Here is a 23,572-nt window from a genome sequence, read left to right on the forward strand (position 1 = left end):
GATCTTCCCAACCGTTCCGCTCCGCGAAACCCCCACTCCTATAAACAAAAGTCCCCGGACGCTAGAGGGGGGAACCGTTCCAGTGTCCGGGGACCGTGTCCCTTTTTTGGGGGGCTGTGCAACTATCCCTTACGAGGCGGACCGTGTCCGATTTTGCCCCCCTACGCCAGCACGGAATGATCCGCCGTGCATTTTTCACGGAAGTCCTTCCGGATGAGGCTCTAACTTTTCGCGCGGGAGAGTTGTAGGAAAGTTGATAAGGGCCCGGGGCGAACCCCGGACCCTTCTCGGACCTCCTGGAAATGGGTAGGGCTCCCTTTACGGTGACTCGCTGACGTTCAGGCGGAGGAAGGCCTTGGTGTTGGGATTGTTCGGGCTGCCGGGGCTGCGGAAGCTGCGGTAGCTCCAGCCGGTGGAGAGGGCGGGCAGGCCGCTGCTCAGGGCCGGGGTGACCTCGGTGACATTCAGCGTGGTGAAGTCGCCGGAGGCCATGGTGGTGCTGCCCTGGATGCTGTAGACGAGGTTGTCCGTGGGAGCGGAGACGAGGTCGCCGGGGCCGGTGAAGACCGCGCCATTCCGCACCGGCAGGGTCAGGGTGAAGGCGTTGTCGACGCCCGCGCCGGGATCGACGTCGGCGATCGCGCTGCGGAACTTGCCATCGCTGGCACCGCCGAGCGGGCTGCCATCGAGAGCGAACTCGAGCAGGTTGCTGAGGCCGTCGTGGTCGGGGTCGTCGTTCTTGCCATTGTTGCCGGCGGTCAGGCCCTTGGCAGTGGCCCACTCGTCGTAGGCGCTGCCGGCGGTCACGGTGAGGGTGACCGAGGTCTGGCCGAGCAGGATTTCATCGTAGTCCACCTTGAACTTATTCAGGCCGACGGTGAGGACTGCTCCTTCCGGGGCATTGCTGAAGGCTCCGCTGAGTGCGCCGGTGTAGGTGGCGATGGTGAACTTGGTATCGACCGCCAGGGCGACCGCGGCGGGAGCGATATCCGTGACGGTGAGCGTGCCGCCGAGGGTGAGTGCGCCATTCACCGTGAGCAGGTCGGTGGTGGTGGCGGCGGAGTTGATCTGCACGGCGAGGCCGCCGGTGGAGTTCAGCGTGGTGGCGCCGGCCGTAAGCGTGCCGGTGGTGGTGGCGAGGGCCGGGGAGACCGTGCCGCTCGCGGTGATGCCGCCGCCGATCGTGCCGATGCCGCCGACGGTGGCACCGCTGGCCACGGTCACGGGCGAGGCGCTGAGCACGCCATCGACGACGAGAGTGCCGCCATTCACCTGGGTGGCACCGGTGTAGCTATTGGCCGCGCCGGTGAGGGTCACGATGCTGACGCCGTTCTTGGCCAGGCCGAAGGAGCCGCCGCTCTCGGTGATGTTGCCTGTTAGAGTGAGCGGGCGCACCGCGGCGGGGTCCGGCGCACTGGCATTGAAGCCGGTGAGGATGCCATTGCCTTCGAGCTTGATCGGGGCCGGGATGGTGGCGAGCACGGTGCCGGCATTGCCGATCATGGAGCCCTCACGCAGGGTGTATTCCCAGGTCACGCCGCCACCGACTGGCGGGACATTCTGATAGAAGCCGCCCATGGTGCCGGGCTCGAGCACTACCGAGCCGCTGCCATTCGTGGTGGTGGTGGTCTCCAGCGCGAAGAGCCCTTGCTCGACGATCACCTTGCCGCCGTCATCCAAGGTGGCGGCGACGAGGGTGAATTGATTGCTGCCGCGCTTGCGCAGCGTGTGGCCATTCAAGTCGAGCACCGGGGTCCCGCCGCGGATATCGAAGCGGCCGCTGCCGCCGACGCTGGCATCTGCCTCCAGTGAGACGAGCTGGTAGGCATTGAGCTGGGCGATGGTGCCGCTATTCACCAGAGCGCCGGTGCCGGTGGGACCATTGCCGGAGATCAGGAATTGCTTCGCGCCGAAGTTGTGGGTGGTCGCGGTATTGCCCGCGATGTCCACCGCGCCGCCGGCGAGCACCTGCACGGTGCCTGCGCCGAGTGAGCCATTGTTCGTCACGCGGGCGGTGCCGGCGGAGATCACGGTATTCCCGCCGTAGGTATTCGTGCCAGTGAGGGTGGTGGTGGCGCTGCCATCGAGGTGGAGTTCGCCGCCGCCTTCGATCACGGGGGCGAAGGTGCTGTCCACCGTGCGGTTGATGGCGAGCACGCCTTCATTGTGCAGGGTGCCGCTGCCGAGGCTGCCGTTGTTGCCGAGCTCCAGGGTGCCGGCATTGATCAGGGTGCCGCCGGAGTAGCTGTTCGGGTTGTTGATAGTGAGCTTGCCGGTGTTCTGCTTGGTGAGCACGGCCACGCCGGTGATGCCCTTGCTGCCGGTCAGTGTGTAGTTGTCACTGGCGTTGTCGAAGAGCACGGCGCTGGGCGTCACATCCGCGACGCTGATGTCCACGGTGTTGCCGGTGGCATTGTCATTGAAGACCACCGCGTCATTGGTGAGGAAGTCGGTGGTGGTGGCGGGAGCATTGCTCAGCACCCAGTTCTTGGGCGCGGCGATGGTGGCGGTGCTCCACTCGCTGCCGGCCGCACCGCTCCAGACGGCGGAAATGCCGCTGGCGGTGACGTTGAGGAGCAGTGCCTTGTTCGGCACGTCTTCCACCAGATTCGCGACCATGCGCGGTGGCTTGGTGCCGAGCGTGAAGGCGGCGGCGCCGATGCCACCGAGGCTGCCGGTGGGATTGTAGGTGATGAGCTGGTGTTGGCCGACGGCGGGCTCCGCGCCGGTGAGATTGATCGCCACGCTGCCAGCACCGCCGGTGGGAGTGATGGCACCCGTGACCATGACCGGCGCGGTGGGCAGGCCGGAGGTATTGATATCGATCGAGGAGCCGGCATCGAGCGTGAGATTTCCGCCGAGCGAAAGCTGCCCGAAGTCGACGAGGGTCGGCCGCAGTGAGCCGCCGGCGAGGACCACATTGCCGGAGATCAGATTGTTCGAGGCGAGGGCCGCGCCGGAATTCACCGTGATGGTGCCGAGGCCGAAGGAGGCGCCGACGTATTCCAGGATGCCGCCATTCACGCTCACAGTGCCACTGTGGTTCACGGAGCCGCGCATTACCTGCTTGCCGGTGCCGGTCTTCACCAGGTTCAGCGTGCTGGTTGGAGCGGCGACCTTGTCCTGAATGGTGCCGCCGAAGTCGCCATTCGCATTGCTGGCACCAAGGGTGAGGGTGGAAGTGCTGCCGGCCGCCATGTTCGAGACGGTCAGGAAATTGCTCACGCCGCCATTCAACGCGCCGATGGTTTCATTGAAGCCATTCAGCTCAAGGGTGGCATTGGTGGCCCCGCTGAGGGTTACGTCGCAGGTATCCGGGATCTGATTCGCGGCACCGAGACGCAAGGTGAAGCTGCGCTGGTTCGAGAGAGCGCTGACCGAGAGCGGCCCGACCCAATCGTTCGGGCTGGCCGTCTGGTTGTTGAAATTCATGATCGACGCGGTGGTCGCGAAGGCGCCGACCTGCAGCGCGCCGTTGCCGGTGATGCGGCCGGTGAAGCTGCCGCCATTGCCGGTCGAGTTCGTGGTCAGGCGCGTGGGTCCGGCCAGGGTGATGGTGCCGGAGATGGTGGAGCCGGTGCCGAGGCGGATCGCACCCGCGCCATCATTCACGCCGCCATTGGTTTCAGTCGGGCCATTGCCGGAGACGGTGAAGGAGTTCGCGAAGATGTTCGCGGAATTGGTGAAGGCCTGGCCACCGGCATAGATGGTCACCGGGCCGGTGCCGAAGGTCGCGGGATTGCCGGCCTGGACGCGGCCTTGGTTGATGAAGGTGCCGCCGCTGTAAGTATTCGCACCGGCGGTGGCGCTGCCCATCTGGAGGTAGCCCATGATATTCACCGAGACGGGACTCGCGCCGTCATTGGTGATCTGGGAGTCGATGCGCAGGTTGTTGTTGGTCGCGGCGAAGTTTGCGGCGGAGGTGGTGGCATCCCACAGGGTCATGGCGCCGCCGCCATCCACGGTGAGGGTGCTGCCGGTGCCCTGCACGCCCATGACGCCGGTGCCGGAAGTGCCCAGGCGGTAGATCGCGCCATTCGGCCGCAGGCGCATCTGGCCGGTGATGTTCAGATTGCGCGCGGCGGAGATCTTCGCCTGCAGGGTATTGATGGTGGTGCCGGTGGCGGCGGTGATGTCGCCGGTCTCATCGGTGAAGCGGTAGTTCGCGTTCGGATTGTTCGCGACCGCGCCGGCGGCGATGGGCGTGTAGCCGGTGTAGGCGACGAGATTGCCGCTGCCATTGATGGTGGCCCAGTCATCGCCGATCACGGCCCAGCCGCCGAGGATGCCGCTGGCGTCATTGGCGAGGCCGGTGGCGGCGCTGAAATTGATGTGGCCGCCGGTGCGGGCGATGACGGTGGAGTTGTTAGGGCTATGGCTGAAGGCGCCGGTGAAATTGATGCCGCCGCCGCCAGTCGGGCTGGTGATCATTTGCTTGCCGGCGCTTAGGCTTACCGGTGCGGAGATGGTCAGCAGGGTGGTGGCGTTGTTGACGATGGTGCCGCCGGAGACTGCCACGCCGCCAGCGGTGATGGGGCGGGTGAAGGTGAGCGAATTTCCGGAAAGGGTGAAGGCGCTGGCGCCGGCGGTGACGCTGAGGCCATTGAAGGTGGTGCCGGGCGCGTAGTTGTTTACCGGGGCCGGGCGCAGGGTGCCGGCCAAGACCAATTGGTCATCGGCGGCGGGTGCGCTATCGGCATTCCAGTTCGGGCCGGTCAGCGTGTTGTCATCGCTACCGCCACCATCCCAGGTTTTGACGGCTGCGGAGCTGGTGGAGGCGATGGCAAGCGAAGCGGCGGCGGAGAGAAGGGCGGCGCGGGTACGCCCTCCGGAGCTGTGGAGGTAGATCATGGGTTTCCTGAGCTGGGTTGGGTCTTGGGGCCTGCCGAAAGGAGATTTTGGGAAAGCCCTTTTCGGAGGCTTGCATGCTCGGCCCGCAGCTCTGGACGTCCCAGCTACATGATTGAGTGGGTGGGGTGGGGGGATAGCGCCTCGGGTCGCCGATCCGCTTCCTCATTTGCCATGTGTGTGCCCTTTTGCGGCTGCGCCGCTTTCGGAGTGCGCGCGAGAATCGCCGCTTTTTGCGCGAGGCCGCGAAGAGTAACGCCGTCTTAGTTCTAGGGCAGTTTACCCCAATCCGGTGTCCTTTGGAAGGTGCCGAGTTTCCTCAAGTCTCCCCCTTTTGGCAGCGCAGCTGCTTTCGGAGTGCGTGCGAGAATCGCCGCTTTTTGGGCGGGGGTTCGCAGAGGGACGCCGTCTTAGTTCTAGGGCAGTCCACCCCGATCCGGTGTCGCTGGGAAGGTGCGGAGTTCTTGGGAGATGCGGGGACTCACTCGGGCACAGGGCAATGGTGACCTTACCTGGAACTTGTCTGGCGCCGTGTGGCTGAAGCGCGCCCTCAAAGCGGCGATTCTCGCGCGCACTCCGAAAGCGGCGTAGCCGCAAAAGGGGGAATTCTAACGGGAAAGGGGACTTCCTCTTTGACCTGCCGCCTCTCTCTTCACTTAGATAGGATATGTCTGCGGAAAGCTTCCAGTGGCCGCATGCGCCGCCCCACTTCCTCGCTGGCCCTGGCACCTTCATGCTCACCGGGGCCACCTATGGGAAGGAACACTACTTCCGCTCCCGCAAACGCCTGCGGACGCTCACGGAGTGCATCCATCGGGAAGCAAACAACTATGGCTGGCGCCTGGAAGCGTGGGCGGTTTTCTCGAATCACTATCACTGGATTGGCCAAGCCCCGGACAAAGAGGGCGCTAGCCGGCTCAGCGAAATGATTGCAAAGGTTCACCGCCAGTCGGCGATCTCAGTCAACGAACTCGATGACACTCCCGGGAGACACGTGTGGCACAATTACTACGAGAGCACCCTCAGCTTCCAACGCTCCTACCTCGCCCGGCTCCACTACGTCTCTCAGAATCCGGTAAGGCACGGTCTTGTCTTGAGATCCGAGGTCTATCCCTGGTGCTCGGCCGGCTGGCTGGAGAAACACGCGACCGCCGGATTCAGGAAGACCTTGGCGAGCTTCAAGATTGATCGCTTAAGAGTGATGGACGATTTCTAGGATCAGCTCGTTTTTTGGTGAATCCACGCATGAGGGGGAGATGTCGCATCTCATCCAGGTCCTCCCTTTTTGCGGCTGCGCCGCTTTCGGAGTGCGTGCGAGAATCGCCGCTTTTTGGGCGAGGTCGCGCAGAGGAACACCGTCCTAGTTCTAGGGCAGTCCACCCCAATCCGGTGTTTTTAGGAAGATGCGGGTTCTTGGGAGATGCGGGGACTCACTCGGGCACAGGGCAATGGTGACCGTGCCTAGAACTTGTCTGGCGATCTATGGGGTGGACGCGCGAAAAAAGCGGCGATTCTCGCACGCACTCCGAAAGCGCTGCGCGCAAAGGGGGCGGACGTGGGGGCGCGGGTCATCGCCGCGGCTAGGCTAACTCCAAGCACTGGTCTCTGGTCTCCGCCTCACGGCGCGAGCAGCGCCTTCATCTTCGCCGCCTCCTCGGCGAGGTAGCTGTCGTTGGCGGCTTTGGTGGCGGCCTTGTCGATGATACGATAGAAGTAGTAGGACTGGCTGGTGCCCGTGAAGCTGCGGTTGAAGGCTGGATCGGGGAAGCAGGCCTTGAGGCCGGCTTCGGCGGCTTTCTGCCACATGGAGTCGCTATCGCCGGGGGCGTAGAGCTTGGCGACGTAGCCGATGATGGCGCCGCGGTGAACGAGGATCAGCAGGCCCATGTCGCCGGGCTTGCGGAGGTAGTAGCTGTCGGTAGGCAGGTCGCCGATGGTAACGTATTCGAAGCCGGGGACGCTGCCGCGGGTGGCCTCGATGGCGACGGTGTCGGGGAAGCGCTTCTGGTAGTCCGCGATGGTCTGGGCGGTGTAGAGCGGAGCGGTCTTCTTCTCCACGGGGGAGGCAAAGGGATCCGCGTTGGCCTTGACCGCTTCCTCGGTGGTTCTTTCGAGCGGCGGGGTGGTATTGCTGAAGCTCAGTTGCTGGAGGCGGGCGGTCTCGGCGGCGGCATAGTCCTTCTTGGCTTGGTCATAGGCCTTCACGTTCAGCACGTGGTCGGTGCGGAAGAAGGTGGAGTTGATGCCTTGGATGGAGCCGGGCTCGTGGCGGTAGCTGTCCTGCGGGAAGGTGGAGCTGATGAATTGATTGATGCTGTCTTGCCAGAGTTCGGAGGCATTGCCGGGCTGGGTGAACTCAAAGCGGTAGCCGAAGACGGTCTCGCCATTGACGAGGTAGGAGATGTTCACGCGCTCGGTCTCGCGCCGGTAGACGGCGGTCACGGGGTAGCTGCCATAAGCCTCCCGGAGGTCGCCGGTGACTTGCTCCAGGCCGCCGGGACTCTTCTTCAGCTCGGCGAGGGTGGCGGGCGGTGCCGGGGCAGGAACTGGTGCTGCTGTGGTCTCCGCGGTGGCGGTGAGGGTGGCAGTGGCAGTAGCAAGGGCGGCGATGGAGAGGAGTAGGGGAAGACGAGACATGATGGCTGGGAGTGTGGAAGGAACGGGAAAAAGAGCAATCTCCCGCGTGAGACGGAAGCGGTGGAAAGTTGATTCAATTTTCCACGGGTGATTTTAGGGAGATAGGGGGATTCCCTGTGTGTGCCTGGCCCCGGCAAAACGACAGCGCCCCACCGGCACAGTGGCCGGCGGGGCGCTTCATTCCTTGCAGTCCTCTGTGTTAGATGATCGCGAGGTGTCGTGAGAATCGAATCGAATTACTTCGCTTCGCGGTTGCGGTCGGCCTCGTCTTCGAGGGCGTCGGCCTTGCGTTCGGCTTCCTTGCGGATGGCGGCGGCATTATCTTCCTCGGCGGCAGCCTTCGCCTTGGCGTCGTCCTTGCGCATTTCGGAGGCGGTCTTGGCTTCCTTGCGGGTCAGCTCGGCGTTGCGTTCGGCCTCATCAGCAGCCATTTCGCCTTCCTTGCGAACATCCTTGGCCTGGTGCTCCAGGTTATCGGCCTTCTGTTCGAGGGCGTCTTCGCGGGCGTTCTCCTGGCGGGAGTCGCAGGCGGTGAAGAGAAAGCCATAGGTCGCAGCCGCGAAGATCGAGAGCAGGATCGGTGGTTTCATAGTCGTGTGGTGGTTGGTGTTGATGGATTGTTGTGTTAGGTCGGCAATCGCCCCGGGGAGGGCTTATGGTTGGCCTACATCGCAGGGGGTGTGCCGGTGCGATTTTCAACGACTTATGAAGATCCTGCGGCGGGGGTTGCGCAGAGTTGCATTGCGTTAGATGGCAAGATGCACGCTCTGGGGCCTGGCAACGCAAAAAGGGCGCGCCATCCAGAATCCGGCAATGGCTCCCCGAAAATCCAGGAGCCTTTCGACGATTTGGATTTCGCGCCCCTTCTTGGGGATGGATCACCGATCCAAATTCACAGGCCGTCCACCTTCAGCCGGGCGAAGAACTTCTGGTTCCCCTGCGTCCTGATGGTGACGGTGACCTTGTCCACGCCGGGGCCGAAGCCATCGCTTTCCACCAGCACGGGGTCGGTGGAGTTTTCCGGAGCGGGTGTCCAGCTCCCGGCGGCGAGGTTGGTGCTGATCTCCACCTTCAGCGGATAGTTCGCGGATGAGGCATCCGTCCGGCGGTAGATGAACTTCAGGTTTGAGCCGTCCTGCGTCATCACCGGTAGCAGCGCGGCGTCGGGTCCGTTGGGATTTCCGCCGATCACGAACTCGATGCCATTGCTGATGCCATCGCCATCGGTGTCCGCGTTCGGATCCGCCCCGGCGATGCCATTCGCGGTCGCCCAGAGTTGATAGGGCGGGGCGGCGGGACCTTCCGTGACTGTGAGAGTGCCGTTGCCCATGATGCGGCCGCTGACGTGGCTGGAGCCGTAGACTCCCGGTTGCTGCTGCACGCCATTGATGAAGAGCCGGCGAACCGTATCCGTGCCGCTGAATCCCAGGTTCAGGAAAGCGCCATCGGCGATGCTCACCGTGGAGGTATCGGCCAGGCCGGGAGCCCCGAGGCTGAGACGGCCGCGGAGATAGTAGTTGCCGGGCTGTGCCAGGATTGTGGTGTCGCCGGTGTAGGCGGGTGCCTGCAGGCTCACGATGCCGTAACCGCCGACCGTCAGCGAGCCGCTGCCGGAGACCACTCCGTTTACGGTGAGGTTGGCGGTGGGCACCGGACCGGAGGGGCCCGAGTAGATGGCGGTGCGTTCCGCGATCAGGGTGCATGCCCCATTGAGCTGGATCCCACCCGGGAGCGAGACCGAGAGGAAGGGGCCTCCGCTGGTCGATACCGTACCGCCGTTGAGCACGATCGGCTTGGCGCAGTTGGAGGTCGTTGTTGTCGGGGTGTAGTTGACCGCGCCCCCGAAGTCGAGCGAAGCACCGCTGTTGACCGTAACGGTGCCGGGGTAGGTGTTGTTGATCGTGTTGGCTTGCTCGGCCACGAGGCTGCCCTCATTGATCACGATGTCCTTCACCGTCACGGTGGTCTTGAAGAAGGAGAGGGCACCCGGTCCCACCTTGGTGAGCTTGTAGTTCCCGTTCAGGTAGCAGGCGATGGCCGAGGGATAGGGATTGTCGTAGGTGGGCGCAGGCTGGTCCTTGAGACTGATGCCGCCGCCGATGCTCGCATCGCCGCCAAGCTGGTGGGTGCCCTTCAGGGTGACGAGGTTGCCGCTATTCAGGAGCGCGCCCTCGCCGTTGGTGCCGCCGCCATTCAGCGTGAGGGACCCGGCCCCGGGGTGGTAACCCCTGAAGTCCAGGCTGGCGCCCGCGGCGACAGTCACGCCGCCGGGGAAGAGGCTGTAATTGTTCGCGCCGATCTGGCCGCTGCTCAGGGTCACCGGTCCGCTGATGGCGGTGCCGCCCAGGAGCATGCGCCCGCTGCCGAGCTTGCCGATGCTGCCGCTGCCCGTGATGGAGTTCGGCAGCGCGACCTCGCCACCAAGGTTCACGATCAGGCTGGCTCCGCCACTCAGGGTGATCAGCCTGCCGCTGATGCTGCCGCCGGTCGCGCCATCCCCGATAATCAGGGTGCCGCCCTGGAGCGCGATCGCGCCGCTGCCGGTGACCGTATTCGTCAGCGTGAGCGTGCCGCTGCCCTTCTTGGTGAGCGGACCATTCAAGGCGAGGTCCCCACCGCTGAAGCTGTAGTTCTCGCTCGCATCCACCAGCATCGAGGCGGGTGAGATTCCATTGGCGACCGTGATCGCATTCACGGTGCCTGCCGGTGAGTCATCGAACTTCACATCATCGCCATCGAGGAACTGCGTGGCGGTGTTGCTGCCGGCCAGGAGCCAGTTCGTATCCTCCTTGTTCCAGACACTGCTGCCGGCACCGGTCCATGTGACGCCATCCGCGCCGCCGATCACCAGATCGATGGTGGAGTTCGCGGCATTGATCTCGAGTGATTCGGTGATGCGGCCCGGGATATCCGTCGGCACGAGGCCGGCCAGTCCCTGCCCGCCGATGCTGCCGGTGAAGCCGATGAGCGGGTAGTGCCCGTTCACGAGCTTCCCTTCCTTCACGATCTGGATGATGTGCTTCTCCGGGGCCGTGCCCGTCACCTGCAGGCCATCGGGATCCGTGACCCGCACGAAGTCCTGCACGGCTCCGCCGACGCGGAAGACCGAGGTTTCCGCCGGGCTGAGGTTCGCCTTGAGGAAAGACGCATTGCTTCCCACCTTCACGAAGGACCCGGGAGGGGCCCCGGTCTGTAGCTCCGCGAGGATCTTGGCGGTTGGCTCGCCGGCAGGGAAGGTAACCACCCGCGCCTCGTCGATCAGGCCTTGGAAGGGAGGATTGGAAAAGGAGTTCCAACTTCTCGCCAGCTGCGGGTAGGAATGGACCGGTTGCCTGGTGAAGGCGGTTCCCTGATCCACGCCGTTGATGTAAAACCTGCTTTCGTTGTTGGTGCGGATGACCGCGAGGTGGACCCAGGTGTTCGGGGTGAAGTTTCCGGGGAGCCCGTCGGCGCCCGTGCCTTGATACACCAAGGCGGTCCAACCATTCTGGGTCAGCCCGAGTCCGAACGCGCCGGCGGAATCGCCGAGCGCGAAAACCATGCGGTGTCCGGGAGGGGGCAATGCCGGTGCCTGGGCGAAGACGCCGAAGGCAAAGTCGTTCGTCGGAAGGTTGTAGAATATACCACCGGCCCCCCAGCATTGATCATCCTGCGGCTGCAGGCAGGCGGTCGACCCGGTGGCTGCGGGAGAAACCGAGCTGCTGACCGGGACCGAGGTGTTGTTAGCATTGCTGGTGAAATGACGGCCCGCACCGCTGCTGTCCTGCGGATACTTGAGGGTGCCGCTGAGGCTGCCTGCCTCGCCGAGGTGATACTCGGCATAGGGAAAGACCGTGGCACGGGCAGCGGTCGCGAGGAGGCTGACGATCAGACCGGAGAGGAGAAGATTCCCGGGTTTCATTTGGGGGTAGGGGTTGTTCCTGCAATTAGTCTTTCCTGAGTCCTCTATCAAGGAGATATGATATCGGCGGGCTATGTGGTTGGTACCCTGCTTTTTGCACGAGTGACGAGAAGGTCACGGAGCCTGCCGGGGGCTGCGGGGCGGCTGCGAATGGTCCCCTTCGCGCTTGCGGGTGCAGCTTGGCTTTGGTGCTTTGGGGGCGAAAAAATGATGAGCGCTGCGCCGAGTGCGGATGAGATTGTGGAGATGCTGCGGGAGGAAGGCCTGGCCGAGTTGCCGGAGGGCTTCCCGGTGGACGGGGATCTATTCGCGGCGGGGATGGACTCGATGGCGGTGATGCAGCTGATTGTGATCGCGGAGGAGCGCTACGGTGCGGTGATCCGGCCGGAGGATGCGGGGCGGGAGAATCTGGGAACGCCGGCGGCGCTGGCGGGATTGATCGGGAGGAGGCTGGCGTGAGAAATGCGCCGGCGATGCGCTGCGAAGTGCTGGTGCTGGGCGCGGGGAGCGCCGGGCTGGCGGCGGCAGTGCACGCGGCGAAGGCCGCACCCGGCGCGGAGGTGCTGCTGGTGGAGCGCCACGGCTATGCGGGCGGGATGGGTACGGCATCCCTAGTACATACTTTCTGCGGGCTGTATCTGCCGGGAGATGGACCGGCGGTGATCGCGAATCCGGGATTCGCCACGGTGGTGGCGGAGCGGATGATCCGGGCGACCGGCGCGGGCCCGGTGAAGATGGGCAAGGTCTGGGTGCTGCCGCAGCATCCGGCGGAGTTTGTGCGGATCGCGGATGAGCTGCTGAAGGAGAGCGGCGTGAAGCTGCTCTATCACACGGAGGCACTGCGGGCGGAGCGGGATGGCGAGGGCTGGAAGCTGGAGCTGGCCGGGCGCGGCGGGATCTTCACGGTCCACGCGCGGGCAGTGGTGGATGCGAGCGGCGATGCGGTCTTTGCGGCGATCAGCGGGGTGGCCATGGCGACCACGGTGACGGATGCGGGCAGCCTGCAGCGGCCGGCTTATATCTTCGGCCTGCGCGGGGTGGCAGAGGATGCGGAGATGGGACTGAAGCTGGCCGGACGGCTGGTGGATGGGATGCGCCGCGGAGTGCTGCCGAATGGCGCGCTGGGCCTGCACTTCCGCGCAAGCGCACGGGCGGGTGAATTCTTTGGGACGATCGATCTGTCCGGGGCGGAGGAAGGCAGCGCGTATGATCCGCTGGATCCCCGCTGTGTCTCGCTACTGGAGAGCACGGGTCGTGAGATCGCCTGTGCGGCGCTGGATTTTCTGAAGGCCGAGGCGGAAGGCTGGGCGGAGGCCTACATCGCGCAGTGGCCGGTGCGGGCCGGGGTGCGGGAGAGCCGGCGCTGGATCGGCAGGCAGGTCATCACGGGTGAGGAGATCTTGGCCGGGGTGCGGCACGCGGATGAGATCGCGCTGGCGACTTGGCCGCTGGAATTCCGCGAGACCAACCGCGGGCCGAAGCTGCGCTACCCGGAAGGCGACCAGCCGGCGGGGATCCCGGCGGGCTGTCTGGTGCCTGCGGCAGCGGAGCTGGAGAGGGTGTGGGTCGCCGGGAGGTGCATCTCCTGCGATCACGCGGCGCAGGCGTCGATACGGGTGATGGGGACTTGTTTCGCTACCGGGCAGGCGGCGGGGGAGAGGGCGGGGGAATCGGTCAGTGCCGAGTGATCGGTGATCGGTAGGGCGGCCCTGGCCTCAGGCCGCCGCGGGCGATCCACGTGGACCTTGAGCGGCTGCGATGCGTGAAGGTGATCCCCACATCGCTCGCGGCGCGCTGAGGCCAGCGCGCCCTACCGGGCGGAGAGCCTACCGGGCGTAGCGGCATGGCGGCTGTTGGTGGGGCGGCTTGGCCTCAGGCCGATGCCATTAAGGATTCGCCGCAGGTCGGCTTCCTGTGGCGGCGAAGCCCTTGGACTGCGTGTAGCCTGCTACCGCTTTCCGGCAGACAGCCTTGCTGTCGTGAGGCACGGGGATGGCTTTTCTCACCCCGGAGCCCCCGGGAGGATGGTGGGTTCACGGCTTGCCGGTGGCGTGGCGATGCGCCTTGGGGTCATGGCATTTACCACGAGCCGGAGCCGCCGGGGTCATGCGCGGACCGAAGCGGCAAACCGTGAGGAGATGTCTTGCCGGGGGCATGGGGCGAGGACGGCTTGATCGGTCGCTTCACGGCAACAGGGTTGCCTGCCGGAAAGCGGTAGCAGGCTACACGCAGTCCAAGGCGGCTACGCCGCGTTTTTGAGGGCGAGCTCTCAGTCCTCAAAGGAATTGGGCCTCAGGCCGCCGCGGGTGATCGGCGTGGACCTTGAGAGGCTGCGATGCGTGAAGGTGATCCCCACATCGCTCGCGGCGCGCTGAGGCCAGCGCGCCCTACCGGGCGGAGGCGCTAATCGACCTGTTGTCGCTTGAGAGGCTCTTCAAGCTGCGGCCATTTCCGCATTCTTGTAGCGGAAGGCGAGGTCGACGCGGCGGGCGGTGAAGCCGCGGTCAAAGCGGACGTTCTCGATCGAGCGGATGCAGAAGGACTCGAGGTCGTCGTTGGCGCGGAGCTTCACGGGCATGGTCTCCAGCTCGATGCCATCGGCGCGGACGCCGATTTCGAGGTTGGTCTCCATCCAGGCGATGAGCGGGGCGAGGTGGGGCAGCACGCTGCGATTTCCGATGCTGCTGGCGGCGGTGAAGAGCTGGAAGAAGCAGCGGACGCACTTGCCGGGATGGCCCTTCGACATCAGCAGCTCGCGGAGATCGAGGATCGCATCGGCCTCTTTGGCCAAAACGGGAGCAAGGGGAAGCAAGAGTCCGTCGATTTCGTGGGCAAGCTGCACGCGGCGGACGGAAGCTCAATTGAGACCCGGTCGCAATAGAATTTGCCAACAGTTAGAGAGGCGGCGCCCGGGTGGATTTGAAATCTCAAATTTGAAATTTGAGATTTGAAACGCAGAGGATCCGGATTTTCAGGCGATTGATGGTGAGTTGTTTGTGGGGATTTGAAGCCCCGCCGCTCAGCCCTGATTCTCGAAGTCGCCGCACCAATCCTCGCCGGTGGTCATGGGGAAGACCGACTCGAAGTGGACCTCCTCGTCGACGTCGAAGGCGACGGTGTGGGGCGCGTGGCGGCGGCATTCGCCGTGGCCTTCCTCCTGCGGGTTCCAGAAGGCGCAGTTCTTGCAGGCTTTGGCGGCGGTCTTGGTGGTGGTGCTCATGACGTGGAGGAAACGGTGGCTTCCAGCTTATCCACTAGCTGCTTTTGCGGTTCGGGGCAAGGAAGGGGATCAAGTCGCCGCGCAAGAGTCTCATTGCGCAAAAAAATTGCTGCGGGGGTCCTCCGGCCGATTCCGCCCGGAGATCCGCCGCAGGAGTGACTCGACCGGGCCGCGGGGGTGGTGGTCGAGCCAGAAGAGGGTGAGGGTGATCTGGATGGTCCAGATGAGGAGGACGACGAGGAGCTGGGTATCGCGGCCGAGGGTGCCGATGAGGCCGAGGCCCTGGCCGTGGAAGATGAAGGTGGCGAGGAGGGACTGGAGGAGGTAGTTGCTGAGGGCGGTGCGGCCGATGGCGGCGAGGGCATTCGCGGCGGCGGGGAGCTTGCCGCTGCCGAGCCAGAGTTGGGCGGCGGCGAGGTAGCCGGCAATGGTGGGGAGGCTGGCGAGGGTCATGCCAGTGCTCATGAGCAGGTAGTGGCCGCCCATCTGAAAGCCAGTGAGAGCCCAAGCGCCGATGGAGAAGGCGGCGATGCCCCAGCCGAGAATGCAGCCGAGGATGGCGATGGGCCAGAGGTGAGGGGAGCCGCGGGTGGCGGCGGGCCAGCCGCGTTTGACGAGGGCGATGCCGATGAACATGAGGCCGAGGGTCTCGGCGAGGAAGGCGGGGTCGCGCAGGAATTCACGGGAATCGCGGGCGCGCTGGATACGGGTGTCTGACTGGCCGAGCCAGGGGCCGCGGTAGATCTCCAGCTCGTCGGCGAGGGATTCCGGGTAGTCGCGGGAGTCGAAGAAGAAGCTCTGGAGATGCAGGGCTTCATGGGTGGTGGAGACGATGGAGCCGGTGAGGAGGATGACGCCGAGGAGTGCGAGGACCCTGGGCCCGAGGCGGCGGAAGGGGTAGGCGATGGCACCGCAGATGGCGTAGTGGTAGAGGATATCGCCGGGCCAGATGAGGTAGGCATGGAGCAGGCCTAACAGGAAGAGCGCGATCATGCGCCGGTAGTGCGAGCTCGCGGGGCGGGCGGCATCGCGGCTCATGAGGAAGATGCCGGCACCGAAGAGGAGGGCGAGGGTGGAGTAGAACTTGCGCGAACCGAAGATCTCCGTGAGGGCCCAGGCGAGATGGTCGCGCCAGCCCTGGAAGTGATCGTAGGAGGCAGGCCACCAGTAGGCGCCCGAGGACATGGAGAAGTCGCGGATATTGAGCAGCAGAATGCCGAGGATGGCGATGCCGCGGAAGACATCGAGCTCGGGGATGCGCTGGGGTGGTGGCGTTTCGGCTGGGGGGAGGGAGGTCATTTGGGGAACAGCCGGAGAAGGAATTACTAATGACTAAGCACTAATTTTTAAACGAGTCACTGTGGGGAGGAAGGCAGGGAGACACCACGAATCTGACGAATCGGAGTGGGTGCGCTGAGGACAGGATGCTTTTGTCTTCATTGGCGCTGCTCCGGCTTCACGAAGAAGGAGATCAGGATGAGGATCAGGGCGAGGGAGAGCAGGATGGTGGCGAGGGCACTGTGGAGCACGGGGGCCTCGATGGAGGTGACGGTGGTGGTGGTGTCCTGCTCGGTGGTCCAAGTATAGGGGCCTTGCCCGCTGTGGGGGAGCTGGGAGCGCCGGAGGTAGAAGGCCATCAGGAGTCCACCGGGAATCGCGGGGACGAGGGCGAGCAGGCGCAGGATGGTCCGCTTTGAGGGCATGTGGCCGTTTTCTATTAGGAGGGTGTGGGCTTGGTGCCAAGGCGCGAAGTCTGAACGAGCTGTGAGGGCAGGGGCTGTCGGGGGCGGCGGCGGCATTCCGGATAGATAAGAGATCAGGTTTGACGATCTAACATCAGGCTGCTAGAGGGCCACGTTCACTTCCCACTCGGTCCCGGGTCCCATCACCCTCCGGGATCGTTTTACTCCCACCCTTACAACCAGCCATGAAATCCTTCCGCGCCCTTTTGGGTTTGACGGTTGCTGTCCTCGCGCTTGCGCAATCGCAGGTCCAGGCCGCCTCCGATATCTTCGTCCGCTTTGTGACCCCGGGGAGCGGGGTGCCCGGCTACACCGGCGATAGCACGAATCTCACCTTCCCTGGGAGCCAAGGCTGGTTCCAAGTCGAATCGGTCGGCTTGGGGATGGAAAACGTCATCACGATCGGTGGCGCGACGGGTGGCGCCGGGGCTGGCAAGGCGAGGGCGCTGGAGCTGAGCTGCGTGAAGAGCCCGAACTCCGCGAGCGCGGCCCTGTTCACGTCCTGCGCCATGGGCGGCCATTGGGATGTGATGGAGATCGTCTACACCAAGCCAACGGCCGCCACCGGCAAGTCGGAGACCTATCTGAAGGTGGAGCTGAAGCTGGTGCTGGTGTCCAAGCTGGACCTGAAAGCGAACACAGGTGACGACAAGCCCACGGAAGAGGTGTCGATCGCCTACGGGGCGCAGCGGCTGACCTTCTACGCGGCTCCCACGAGTGGCCCGGGCACGCCGGTGAAGACCGGTGAGGCAATCTGGAGCTTCGTGCTGAACAAGAACGTCTTCGCGACGAGCTGAAGCCGCAGCCGCCAATCCACCTACCCACTTCCCAGGTCATGATCACCAGGATGCTGCGGGCGCTGCGGAAGCATGCACCGGCGATGGCGGGCGCGGCGGTGGCCGTGCTGTGGACCGGCGCGGCGCTGCCGGCGGCGGGCATCGATGCCTTTCTCAAAATCGAGAGCACGAGCGGGCAGCCCGTGGATACCGATGCGGATCACTCGTGGGTGGAGCTGTTAGGCTTCACGCAGGGAGTAGAGAGCGAGGTGACGATCGGGGGTGCCACGGGTGGTGCGGGCGCGGGCAAGGTGCAGGGGGAGACCTGCACGCTGAAGCTGGCGCAGGACCGCTCCCTGGCGAACCTGATAGACGCCTGCACGAAGGGCCAGGCGCGGAATGTGACGCTGCACGTGGTGCGGGAGGAGAGCGGGAAATACCTGATGATGACGGAGCTGCGCTTCGAGGATGCCTTCGTCTCCGCGGTGAAGTGCTCGATGGCGGAGGGTGCGGAGAAGCCGGTCTTCGACGTGGAGCTGGAGTATGTGAAGGTGACGTGGACGGTCGCCTGGTACGAGAACGGGCCGAAGAGCGGGAAGGCGCAGGGAGGCAGCTTTGACTTCGCGCAGGCCCGTTACTTCGGGGTGCCCGGCGCGGTGCCGGCGCTAGGCGACTATGCCGGTGGCACGACACCGCCGAATCCGGATGCGGATGGCGATGGGATCCCGGATGCGTGGGAGGCCGCGAATGGCATGAGCGGCTCGAACGCGGCGGATGCCGATCTGGACTTCGACCAGGACGGCCGCGCGAACAAGGAGGAGTATCTGGCGGGGACGAACCCGAACTCGGGCGCATCCTTCTTCCGGATGAGCGCGAGCACCGCGGCACCGGGTCAGGTGAGCCTCACTTGGAATAGTGTGGCAGGCAGTTCCTATAAGGTGTGGGCGGCCCAGACTCCGGACGGGAGCTATACGCAGGTGGGGACGGTGACTGGTGTCGCGGGTGAGACGAGCTATGCGACGACGCTGGCGAATGGAACCTTCTTCAAGGTGACGGTGGGAGAGTGAGGAAAGGCAAACAGCCAATTACTAATTTTTAAGCACTAATTATTAAACGAGTTAGTGTGGAAGAGGGGGGGGCGCATGCGTTGGGCATGGCGTCTCGCAGGTGGCGGAGCTTTGATCTCTCCGACACTGATTGGTTTAAAAATTAGTGCTTAGTCATTAGTCATTTCTCTTCCGGCGCTTCAGAAAGCAGCTTCCTCAGATCAAGCGGCTGGGTGACCATGGCGAGTTCGCCGCCCGGTGTGCGTGGCCATTCTTCCATCGGGCGGTCGCGGTAGAGTTCGACTCCGTTTTCATCGGGGTCGCGGAGGTAGAGGGCTTCGCTGACGCCGTGGTCGGCGGCACCATCGAGGGGGATGCCGGCCTTTTGCAGGCGGCGCAGGGCATCGGCGAGGGCGGCGCGATCCGGGTAGAGGATGGCGGTGTGGTAAAGGCCGGCGCTGTGGCGCGGGGCGGGCGGGCCGCCGAGGCTTTCCCAGGTATTCAGGCCGATGTGGTGGTGGTAGCCGCCGGCGGAGAGGAAGGCGGCCTGGCTGCCGAAGCGCTGCATGAGCTCGAAGCCGAGAACATCGCGATAGAAGCGCAGCGAGCGCTCGAGATCGGAGACCTTGAGGTGGACGTGGCCGATGCTGACGGCGGGATCGATGGCTTGCTTGCTCATGGGGAGATGATGCGGCACGGCGGGAGCTGTGGCTAATGCCGGATGGTGAGGGTGAGCATGCGTGGGGCGTATGGCGGGGGGCTTTACCCGGCTCGAAACGCGGGGGGGGATTTGGAATCGGCATTTGCTTTCCACGGGGGAGAAGCGGTGGTATCTGCGATGTGCCATGAACGATCCCTTCACTCCGCCAGCCGTTTCCGAAGTCGTCGCGCCGCCCGCGCCCGCGGAGCTGGGTGTGGTCTCCAGCGAGGAGAAGATGTGGGCCACGATCGCGCACTTGTCCGCGCTGACCGGCTGGATTACGGGCTTCGGCTACATCGCGGGGCCGCTGATCGTGTACTTGGTGAAGAAGGATACGATGCCCTTTGCCGCCAAGGAGGCGAAGGAAGCGCTCAATTTCAATATCACTTGGCTGGGGATCACTATCATCTTCGCGGTCGTTACCTTCGTGCTCTCACTCTTCGTCATCGGGCTCTTGCTGATCCCGATACTGATCGCCATACCCGTGGTGATGACGGTGCTGAGCATCGTCGGCGGGCTGCGTGCGAATGAAGGGAGGTCCTACCGGTATCCGCTGACGCTGCGGTTGATCGATTGAGATGGTCAGGTGGCATTGGTCATTGGTCATTGGTCGCGATTTTTTAGGTTGGTTCGTTTGGTCGAATGACCGATGACCATTGGCCGGTGACTCATGCCTTCCATGCCTGCCATATCGTGAGCGGTCCCGCAGGCGCGGGGAAGAGTGTGTATGCGCGGCGGCTGGCGGCGGAGCTGGGCGCTTGCCTGATCGATAGCGATACGGCGACGGAGCGGTTGGTGCGCGCGGGCCTGGCGCTGGCGGGGATGGATCCGGATGACCGGGATTCACCGGCCTACAAGCGGGTGTATCGCGATGCGGTGTATGAGGCGATGTATGATCTGGCGGTGGCGAATCTGCCGCAGGTGCCGGTGGTGCTGGCGGGGCCCTTCACGCGGGAGGGTGGTGAGGCGGATTGGCCGGAGCGGATGACGCGGCGGCTGGGGGTGGCGCCGCGGATGCACTTCGTGTGGTGCACGCCGGAGTTGAGACGGGAGCGGATGATCGCGCGAGGGGAGGAGCGGGACCGGCCGAAGTTGTTAGACTGGGCGACGTATATCGCGCAGTGCCGGGAGGAGCGGCCGGTGTGGGAGTGTGTGTTTGTGGATTCGGGGGAAGAGGCTTAGGCGTGCCTTTTTTGGGGTGCTCTGCTTCGCGATCGATGATGTCATTTGCGGCTGCGCGCAAAGGGGGGCGCTGAGAGGAAAAGATCAGTGGCTGGTGCTTCGGTCCCTTCCCACGAGTTCGCGGTATACCGCCAAGGTCCCTTCGAGCATGCGCGCGAGGGTGAAGGGATGCTTGTTCGGCACCTGCGGGGGATCGTCTAACAAGCCGCGCACGATGGCAGTCGCGCGCTCGGGATCGTTCGGGGTGATGCAGCCGGCGGGGTAGAGCAGGCGGAGTTGTTCGCCGACGCCGCCGTGGTCGTAGCCGGCGACGGGGATGCCGAGGCCGAGCGCTTCCAGGGTGGTGCGGCCGAAGGACTCGGGCTGGGTGGTGAGGGAGAGGACGATGGTGGAGATGGCGAGGATCTCGCGCAGGTCGGAGCGGCCGCCGGTGAAGGTGACCTTGTCCAGCAGGCCCTCGGCCTTGAAAAGCTCCTTGATCTCATCGAGGTAGGCGGCCTTGCGCGGGTGGGCACCACCGGCGATGACGCCGTGGATGCTGGGATCGCCGGCGAGTGAATTGAGGATGATGGCGAAGTCCTCGTGCCCCTTCAGGCGGGTGATGCGGCCGGGCAGGGTGATCAGGCGCTTGCCGCGGGTCTCGGGGAACTGGCGGTGGAAGTCCTCGCGCCACTCGGCCGTGGGCCGGAAGCCGTGCGGATACTCGGCGGGATCAATGCCGCGGTGGATGACGCGCAGCTTGTTTTCCGTGCAGCGCGGGTAGTGCTTGAGCACGTGCTCGCGGATGCTTTCGGAGACGCAGATGACCCGCTCGCCGCAGGTCATGATCTCGGAGTAGCGGTTCACGGAATTGAAGCCGTGCACGGTGGTGATCAGGCGCGGGCGGCTGGTGGGATCCATGCTATTCCATGCGAACCAGGCGAGCCAGGCGGGCACGCGGGAGCGCAGATGGATGATGTCCGGGTCTTCCTCAGTGAAGAGCTTCCGCAACTTCGGGATTTGTAGTAGCGAGCTGAAGCGCTTGCGCCCGACGGGCATGGTGATGTGGCGGGTGCCGCAGGCCTCGAGCTGGCGGACCATCTTGCCACCGCCGGAGACGACGATCGATTCGTGGCCGAGGGAGCCAAGGAATTGGGCAAGCTCCAGGGTGCCGCGCTCGACGCCGCCGGACTCCATTTCGGGGATTATCTGGAGGACTTTCATCTCAGCGCTTGGGTAAAAGTTTCTCCAAGACGATCGCCGCGCAACGGTCGGCTTCACGCAGGATCTGTGGCGACGGGGCGAGGGGGAACTGCGGCGCCCAATCGGAATAGCGGGTGACGTAGCCCTCCGCGGCGAGGCGGGCGATGCCGCGGGCGACGCGGCCGCCTTTCTTCTTCGCGCTGAGCGGGGGAACGGGCAGTAGGCCGACGCGTGCCCCGCTACTAAGGGCTTCGTAGATCATGGAGACGCTTTCCTCCGTGACCCAGGCTTCCGTGCACTTGGCGAGATGTTCGCCGACCCAAGCGGGGCCGGTCTCCGTGTGCGGATGGCAGGCGATGCCGGGGACTGCAGCGGCCAATGCTTCCAAGCTGCCCTGCGGGGAACGCCGGGAATCAGTGGCGGTCCAAGTGCTGGCGGGCTTGGCGCTGACGATCGCCTTCAGGGCATCGATCACCGCAGGGCCATCCCAACCGTAGTTGGAAGAAGGTCCGCCCAAGAGGATGACGCCGCCGCTGCGCTCGCCCTCGCCAGGCGGCGGCACGCGATTGAGCGCGCCGCGGGTGGCGATGACATTCTCCGGCAGCTTGGCCATGCTGAGATCGTGCTCCGGGATCAGGCAGAGATCGAAGAGTGCGGCGGGCAGCGTGGGCTTCATGAGCACCACGCAAGGCACATTGTAGCGTCGCGCGAGGGCGAGCAGCGCGGGATGCGTGGCGTGGCCGGCGCCGATGAGAAGCTGCGGGCGATGCAACGAGGAACTCTCCTGCCATGCCGTGCGGAAACGGGTGATAGTACCCTTCACCTCGCCAAGCGCGAGCGTGGAAACCTTCACCGGGCGCAGGCGGCCCAGGGCCTGGGCGAGACCGATCGATTGGTTCTCATGGCCCGGCTTGCCATCGGACAGGATCTGGATTTCCAGCGGCTTCATCCGGCTTTCTGCTTCTCTTGTTCCTTCTTGCGGGCCTTCGCGGTGAGCACCAGCTTGATCGCGAGCTCGCGCCAGTCGGCGGCATCACCGGGCACGGGGAAATGGCGGGTCCAGGGCTTGCCGCTGGTGCCCACGCCGATGATGGCGCGCAGTCCGAGCTCCTTCGCTTGCCCGGCAAGTTCCGCATTGCCATCGAGCAAGAGCACGAAGTCGAGCGGCACCGGGTGTGAGGCGTCGCAACGCTCTAACAGGTCAGCCGTGATCGCACCGGGGAAGCGGACGATGCGCGGATCATCCGGCAGGCCGCTCGCATCTCCGATGATATCGATGCGTAGATCCGGGCGCAGCTCAAGGAGAGTGGTGATCGTAGCAATGGAATCCGGGCTGCCGGGACGCAAGGTGGCAGCCATGCGGGTGGGCTGCGTGGCCTTGGCCGCAGCGGCGGCGGGAGAGTCCTTGGTGTAGAAGCCGAGCGGCATCATCTTGTCGGTCCGCCAGCGGTCGTGGAACCAGAAGATGTCCGCGAGGCTGTCGCGCATCGCGGTCTCAAGGTGGCTCATGACCTCCGGCGTCTTTGCATTGTCCGGCACCGGACGGATGGTGAGAAGCCATCTGCCGCCTGGCTGTGAGGCTATCGAGAGAGAGACTATCGCGGTGCCGGTGCGACGCGCGAGAAGGGTGGGCAGCGGGGTGCAGGATGACAGGCGGCCGAAGAATTGGCAGAGCTCGCCGTGGCCGCCAGCGCGCTGGTCGGCCATCACCGGGACCACGCCGCCGCGCCGCAGCAGACCGGCGGGGCCGTTGAAGCCATCGTGCTTGCTGAAGACGACAGCGCCCTCCTGGGTGCGGCGCTTCAGGGTCAATGCGTCTAACAGAGGGTTCTCCAGCGGGCGGTAGATCGGGCCGCCCTGGATATCGCCGCCGACCTCGCGGATCAACTGCGCGAGGACTTCCCAATTGCCCATGTGCGCCCACACCATGACCACCCCTCGCCCGCCGCGAAGTGGATCTAAGAGGTGTTCGAAGCCCTCGAGGGACAAGTATTCGCGGAGCTTGCCGGGCGGCATGGTGGCGGCGCGCTGGCTGGCGAGCATGTTCGCGCCGGAGCGGCGGAAGGTCTCGCGGACCAGGCCATCCATGTCCGCCGGTGGCGAGGCCGCGGTGGCGATGCGGAGATTGCGGCGGACGAGGCGGCGGCGCTTGGCCGAGAGCGCATGCGCGGCCAGTCCGAGAGCTCCGCCGATCTTTGCAACGGTGGGCAGGGACATTAGGCCGAGCACGCCCTCCAAGGCACGGAAGAGCGCAAACTCCACGCGGTGCTTCAGGGTCGGTTGCGGGTTCTCTTGCGGGGCCTTGTCCTCTTCCTCTTCGCTCATTTCATCTCTTCGG

The 23,572-nt window shown here is 64.8% G+C and carries 19 protein-coding genes; 7 read left to right on the top strand and 12 right to left on the bottom strand.

All coding sequences use genetic code 11. From position 1 onward, the window contains the following. Positions 1–318: 318 nt before the first annotated feature. Positions 319–4,851 carry an autotransporter-associated beta strand repeat-containing protein gene (locus BV071_RS25440; RefSeq protein WP_035613273.1) on the bottom strand — a complete coding sequence of 1,511 codons (4,533 nt, stop codon included), beginning with the start codon at positions 4,849–4,851 and terminating at the stop codon, positions 319–321. A gap of 664 nt (positions 4,852–5,515) precedes the next feature. Here BV071_RS25440 and BV071_RS25445 point away from each other — a divergent pair. Beyond that, the gene (locus tag BV071_RS25445; RefSeq protein WP_035613276.1) at positions 5,516–6,064 is read left to right on the top strand and encodes a transposase; all 549 of its coding nucleotides are present in this window, start codon (positions 5,516–5,518) and stop codon (positions 6,062–6,064) included. A 401-nt stretch (positions 6,065–6,465) separates the two neighbouring features. Here BV071_RS25445 and BV071_RS25450 read toward each other — a convergent pair whose 3' ends face one another. The 3 genes from BV071_RS25450 to BV071_RS25460 all read right to left on the bottom strand — a co-directional run bounded on the left by BV071_RS25450 (position 6,466) and on the right by BV071_RS25460 (position 11,386). After that, positions 6,466–7,485 carry a hypothetical protein gene (locus BV071_RS25450; RefSeq protein ID WP_035613278.1) on the bottom strand — a complete coding sequence of 340 codons (1,020 nt, stop codon included), beginning with the start codon at positions 7,483–7,485 and terminating at the stop codon, positions 6,466–6,468. A 236-nt stretch (positions 7,486–7,721) separates the two neighbouring features. After that, positions 7,722–8,075: a hypothetical protein gene (locus tag BV071_RS25455; RefSeq protein WP_035613280.1), complete on the bottom strand. Its 354-nt coding sequence runs from the start codon at positions 8,073–8,075 to the stop codon at positions 7,722–7,724. 302 nt (positions 8,076–8,377) lie between these two features. After that, positions 8,378–11,386, bottom strand: a complete 3,009-nt coding sequence (locus BV071_RS25460; protein ID WP_035613283.1) for a LamG-like jellyroll fold domain-containing protein — start codon at positions 11,384–11,386, stop codon at positions 8,378–8,380. Between the two features lie 207 nt (positions 11,387–11,593). Between BV071_RS25460 and BV071_RS35740 the strand changes: the two genes are divergently transcribed. Together BV071_RS35740 and BV071_RS25470 are read left to right on the top strand one after the other, a co-directional pair. Further along, the gene (locus BV071_RS35740; protein ID WP_035613286.1) at positions 11,594–11,845 is read left to right on the top strand and encodes an acyl carrier protein; all 252 of its coding nucleotides are present in this window, start codon (positions 11,594–11,596) and stop codon (positions 11,843–11,845) included. Further along, positions 11,842–13,074, top strand: coding sequence for an FAD-dependent oxidoreductase (locus tag BV071_RS25470; protein ID WP_265594875.1), 1,233 nt, complete (start codon positions 11,842–11,844; stop codon positions 13,072–13,074). The genes BV071_RS35740 and BV071_RS25470 overlap by 4 nt, the downstream gene beginning before the upstream one ends. Positions 13,075–13,820: 746 nt before the next feature. On the opposite strand, the gene BV071_RS25475 is transcribed toward BV071_RS25470, so the two are convergent. The 4 genes from BV071_RS25475 to BV071_RS25490 all read right to left on the bottom strand — a co-directional run bounded on the left by BV071_RS25475 (position 13,821) and on the right by BV071_RS25490 (position 16,309). Further along, positions 13,821–14,228: a hypothetical protein gene (locus BV071_RS25475; protein ID WP_035613293.1), complete on the bottom strand. Its 408-nt coding sequence runs from the start codon at positions 14,226–14,228 to the stop codon at positions 13,821–13,823. Positions 14,229–14,405: 177 nt separating this feature from the next. Further along, positions 14,406–14,606, bottom strand: a complete 201-nt coding sequence (locus BV071_RS25480; protein ID WP_035613296.1) for a high-potential iron-sulfur protein — start codon at positions 14,604–14,606, stop codon at positions 14,406–14,408. Positions 14,607–14,696: 90 nt separating this feature from the next. After that, positions 14,697–15,905, bottom strand: coding sequence for a DUF418 domain-containing protein (locus BV071_RS25485; protein ID WP_035613299.1), 1,209 nt, complete (start codon positions 15,903–15,905; stop codon positions 14,697–14,699). Positions 15,906–16,042: 137 nt separating this feature from the next. Further along, positions 16,043–16,309 carry a hypothetical protein gene (locus BV071_RS25490; RefSeq protein WP_035613302.1) on the bottom strand — a complete coding sequence of 89 codons (267 nt, stop codon included), beginning with the start codon at positions 16,307–16,309 and terminating at the stop codon, positions 16,043–16,045. A 224-nt stretch (positions 16,310–16,533) separates the two neighbouring features. Between BV071_RS25490 and BV071_RS25495 the strand changes: the two genes are divergently transcribed. Together BV071_RS25495 and BV071_RS25500 are read left to right on the top strand one after the other, a co-directional pair. Further along, entirely contained in the window at positions 16,534–17,145 is a 612-nt protein-coding gene (locus BV071_RS25495) for a type VI secretion system tube protein Hcp (protein ID WP_035613305.1), read from the top strand. A gap of 38 nt (positions 17,146–17,183) precedes the next feature. Next, positions 17,184–18,191: a type VI secretion system tube protein Hcp gene (locus BV071_RS25500; protein ID WP_035613308.1), complete on the top strand. Its 1,008-nt coding sequence runs from the start codon at positions 17,184–17,186 to the stop codon at positions 18,189–18,191. A 160-nt stretch (positions 18,192–18,351) separates the two neighbouring features. Here the strand turns inward: BV071_RS25500 and BV071_RS25505 are convergent, their stop codons facing one another. Next, positions 18,352–18,849, bottom strand: coding sequence for a VOC family protein (locus BV071_RS25505; RefSeq protein ID WP_035613311.1), 498 nt, complete (start codon positions 18,847–18,849; stop codon positions 18,352–18,354). Between the two features lie 166 nt (positions 18,850–19,015). Here BV071_RS25505 and BV071_RS25510 point away from each other — a divergent pair, with 166 nt between their 5' ends. Then, complete coding sequence (locus BV071_RS25510; RefSeq protein WP_035613314.1) at positions 19,016–19,447, top strand: DUF4870 domain-containing protein; 432 nt, start codon at positions 19,016–19,018, stop codon at positions 19,445–19,447. A gap of 65 nt (positions 19,448–19,512) precedes the next feature. After that, positions 19,513–20,052, top strand: coding sequence for an ATP-binding protein (locus tag BV071_RS25515; protein WP_075091007.1), 540 nt, complete (start codon positions 19,513–19,515; stop codon positions 20,050–20,052). A gap of 84 nt (positions 20,053–20,136) precedes the next feature. Here the strand turns inward: BV071_RS25515 and BV071_RS25520 are convergent, their stop codons facing one another. From BV071_RS25520 to BV071_RS33665, 3 genes are read right to left on the bottom strand one after another with little or no spacing between them, the layout of a single operon-like run. Continuing rightward, a complete protein-coding gene (locus BV071_RS25520) occupies positions 20,137–21,255 on the bottom strand; it encodes a glycosyltransferase family 4 protein (RefSeq protein ID WP_035613317.1) in 1,119 nt (372 codons plus the stop codon). 1 nt (position 21,256) lies between these two features. Continuing rightward, positions 21,257–22,183: an ELM1/GtrOC1 family putative glycosyltransferase gene (locus BV071_RS25525; protein ID WP_035613320.1), complete on the bottom strand. Its 927-nt coding sequence runs from the start codon at positions 22,181–22,183 to the stop codon at positions 21,257–21,259. Then, the gene (locus BV071_RS33665) at positions 22,180–23,559 is read right to left on the bottom strand and encodes a lysophospholipid acyltransferase family protein (protein ID WP_052573892.1); all 1,380 of its coding nucleotides are present in this window, start codon (positions 23,557–23,559) and stop codon (positions 22,180–22,182) included. The genes BV071_RS25525 and BV071_RS33665 overlap by 4 nt, the downstream gene beginning before the upstream one ends. Positions 23,560–23,572: the final 13 nt, after the last annotated feature.

Origin of the sequence: Haloferula sp. BvORR071, assembly GCF_000739615.1 — a bacterium.
Classification (GTDB): Bacteria; Verrucomicrobiota; Verrucomicrobiia; order Verrucomicrobiales; family Akkermansiaceae; genus Haloferula.

Excerpts from the sequence above, each read along its gene's own strand:
- BV071_RS25440 (WP_035613273.1), bottom strand. The coding sequence starts at position 4,851 with ATGATCTACCTCCACAGCTCCGGAGGGCGTACCCGCGCCGCCCTTCTC.
- BV071_RS25445 (WP_035613276.1), top strand. The coding sequence starts at position 5,516 with ATGTCTGCGGAAAGCTTCCAGTGGCCGCATGCGCCGCCCCACTTCCTC.
- BV071_RS25450 (WP_035613278.1), bottom strand. The coding sequence starts at position 7,485 with ATGTCTCGTCTTCCCCTACTCCTCTCCATCGCCGCCCTTGCTACTGCC.
- BV071_RS25455 (WP_035613280.1), bottom strand. The coding sequence starts at position 8,075 with ATGAAACCACCGATCCTGCTCTCGATCTTCGCGGCTGCGACCTATGGC.
- BV071_RS25460 (WP_035613283.1), bottom strand. The coding sequence starts at position 11,386 with ATGAAACCCGGGAATCTTCTCCTCTCCGGTCTGATCGTCAGCCTCCTC.
- BV071_RS35740 (WP_035613286.1), top strand. The coding sequence starts at position 11,594 with ATGATGAGCGCTGCGCCGAGTGCGGATGAGATTGTGGAGATGCTGCGG.
- BV071_RS25480 (WP_035613296.1), bottom strand. The coding sequence starts at position 14,606 with ATGAGCACCACCACCAAGACCGCCGCCAAAGCCTGCAAGAACTGCGCC.
- BV071_RS25485 (WP_035613299.1), bottom strand. The coding sequence starts at position 15,905 with ATGACCTCCCTCCCCCCAGCCGAAACGCCACCACCCCAGCGCATCCCC.
- BV071_RS25490 (WP_035613302.1), bottom strand. The coding sequence starts at position 16,309 with ATGCCCTCAAAGCGGACCATCCTGCGCCTGCTCGCCCTCGTCCCCGCG.
- BV071_RS25495 (WP_035613305.1), top strand. The coding sequence starts at position 16,534 with ATGAAATCCTTCCGCGCCCTTTTGGGTTTGACGGTTGCTGTCCTCGCG.
- BV071_RS25500 (WP_035613308.1), top strand. The coding sequence starts at position 17,184 with ATGATCACCAGGATGCTGCGGGCGCTGCGGAAGCATGCACCGGCGATG.
- BV071_RS25505 (WP_035613311.1), bottom strand. The coding sequence starts at position 18,849 with ATGAGCAAGCAAGCCATCGATCCCGCCGTCAGCATCGGCCACGTCCAC.
- BV071_RS25510 (WP_035613314.1), top strand. The coding sequence starts at position 19,016 with ATGAACGATCCCTTCACTCCGCCAGCCGTTTCCGAAGTCGTCGCGCCG.
- BV071_RS25515 (WP_075091007.1), top strand. The coding sequence starts at position 19,513 with ATGACCGATGACCATTGGCCGGTGACTCATGCCTTCCATGCCTGCCAT.
- BV071_RS25520 (WP_035613317.1), bottom strand. The coding sequence starts at position 21,255 with ATGAAAGTCCTCCAGATAATCCCCGAAATGGAGTCCGGCGGCGTCGAG.
- BV071_RS25525 (WP_035613320.1), bottom strand. The coding sequence starts at position 22,183 with ATGAAGCCGCTGGAAATCCAGATCCTGTCCGATGGCAAGCCGGGCCAT.
- BV071_RS33665 (WP_052573892.1), bottom strand. The coding sequence starts at position 23,559 with ATGAGCGAAGAGGAAGAGGACAAGGCCCCGCAAGAGAACCCGCAACCG.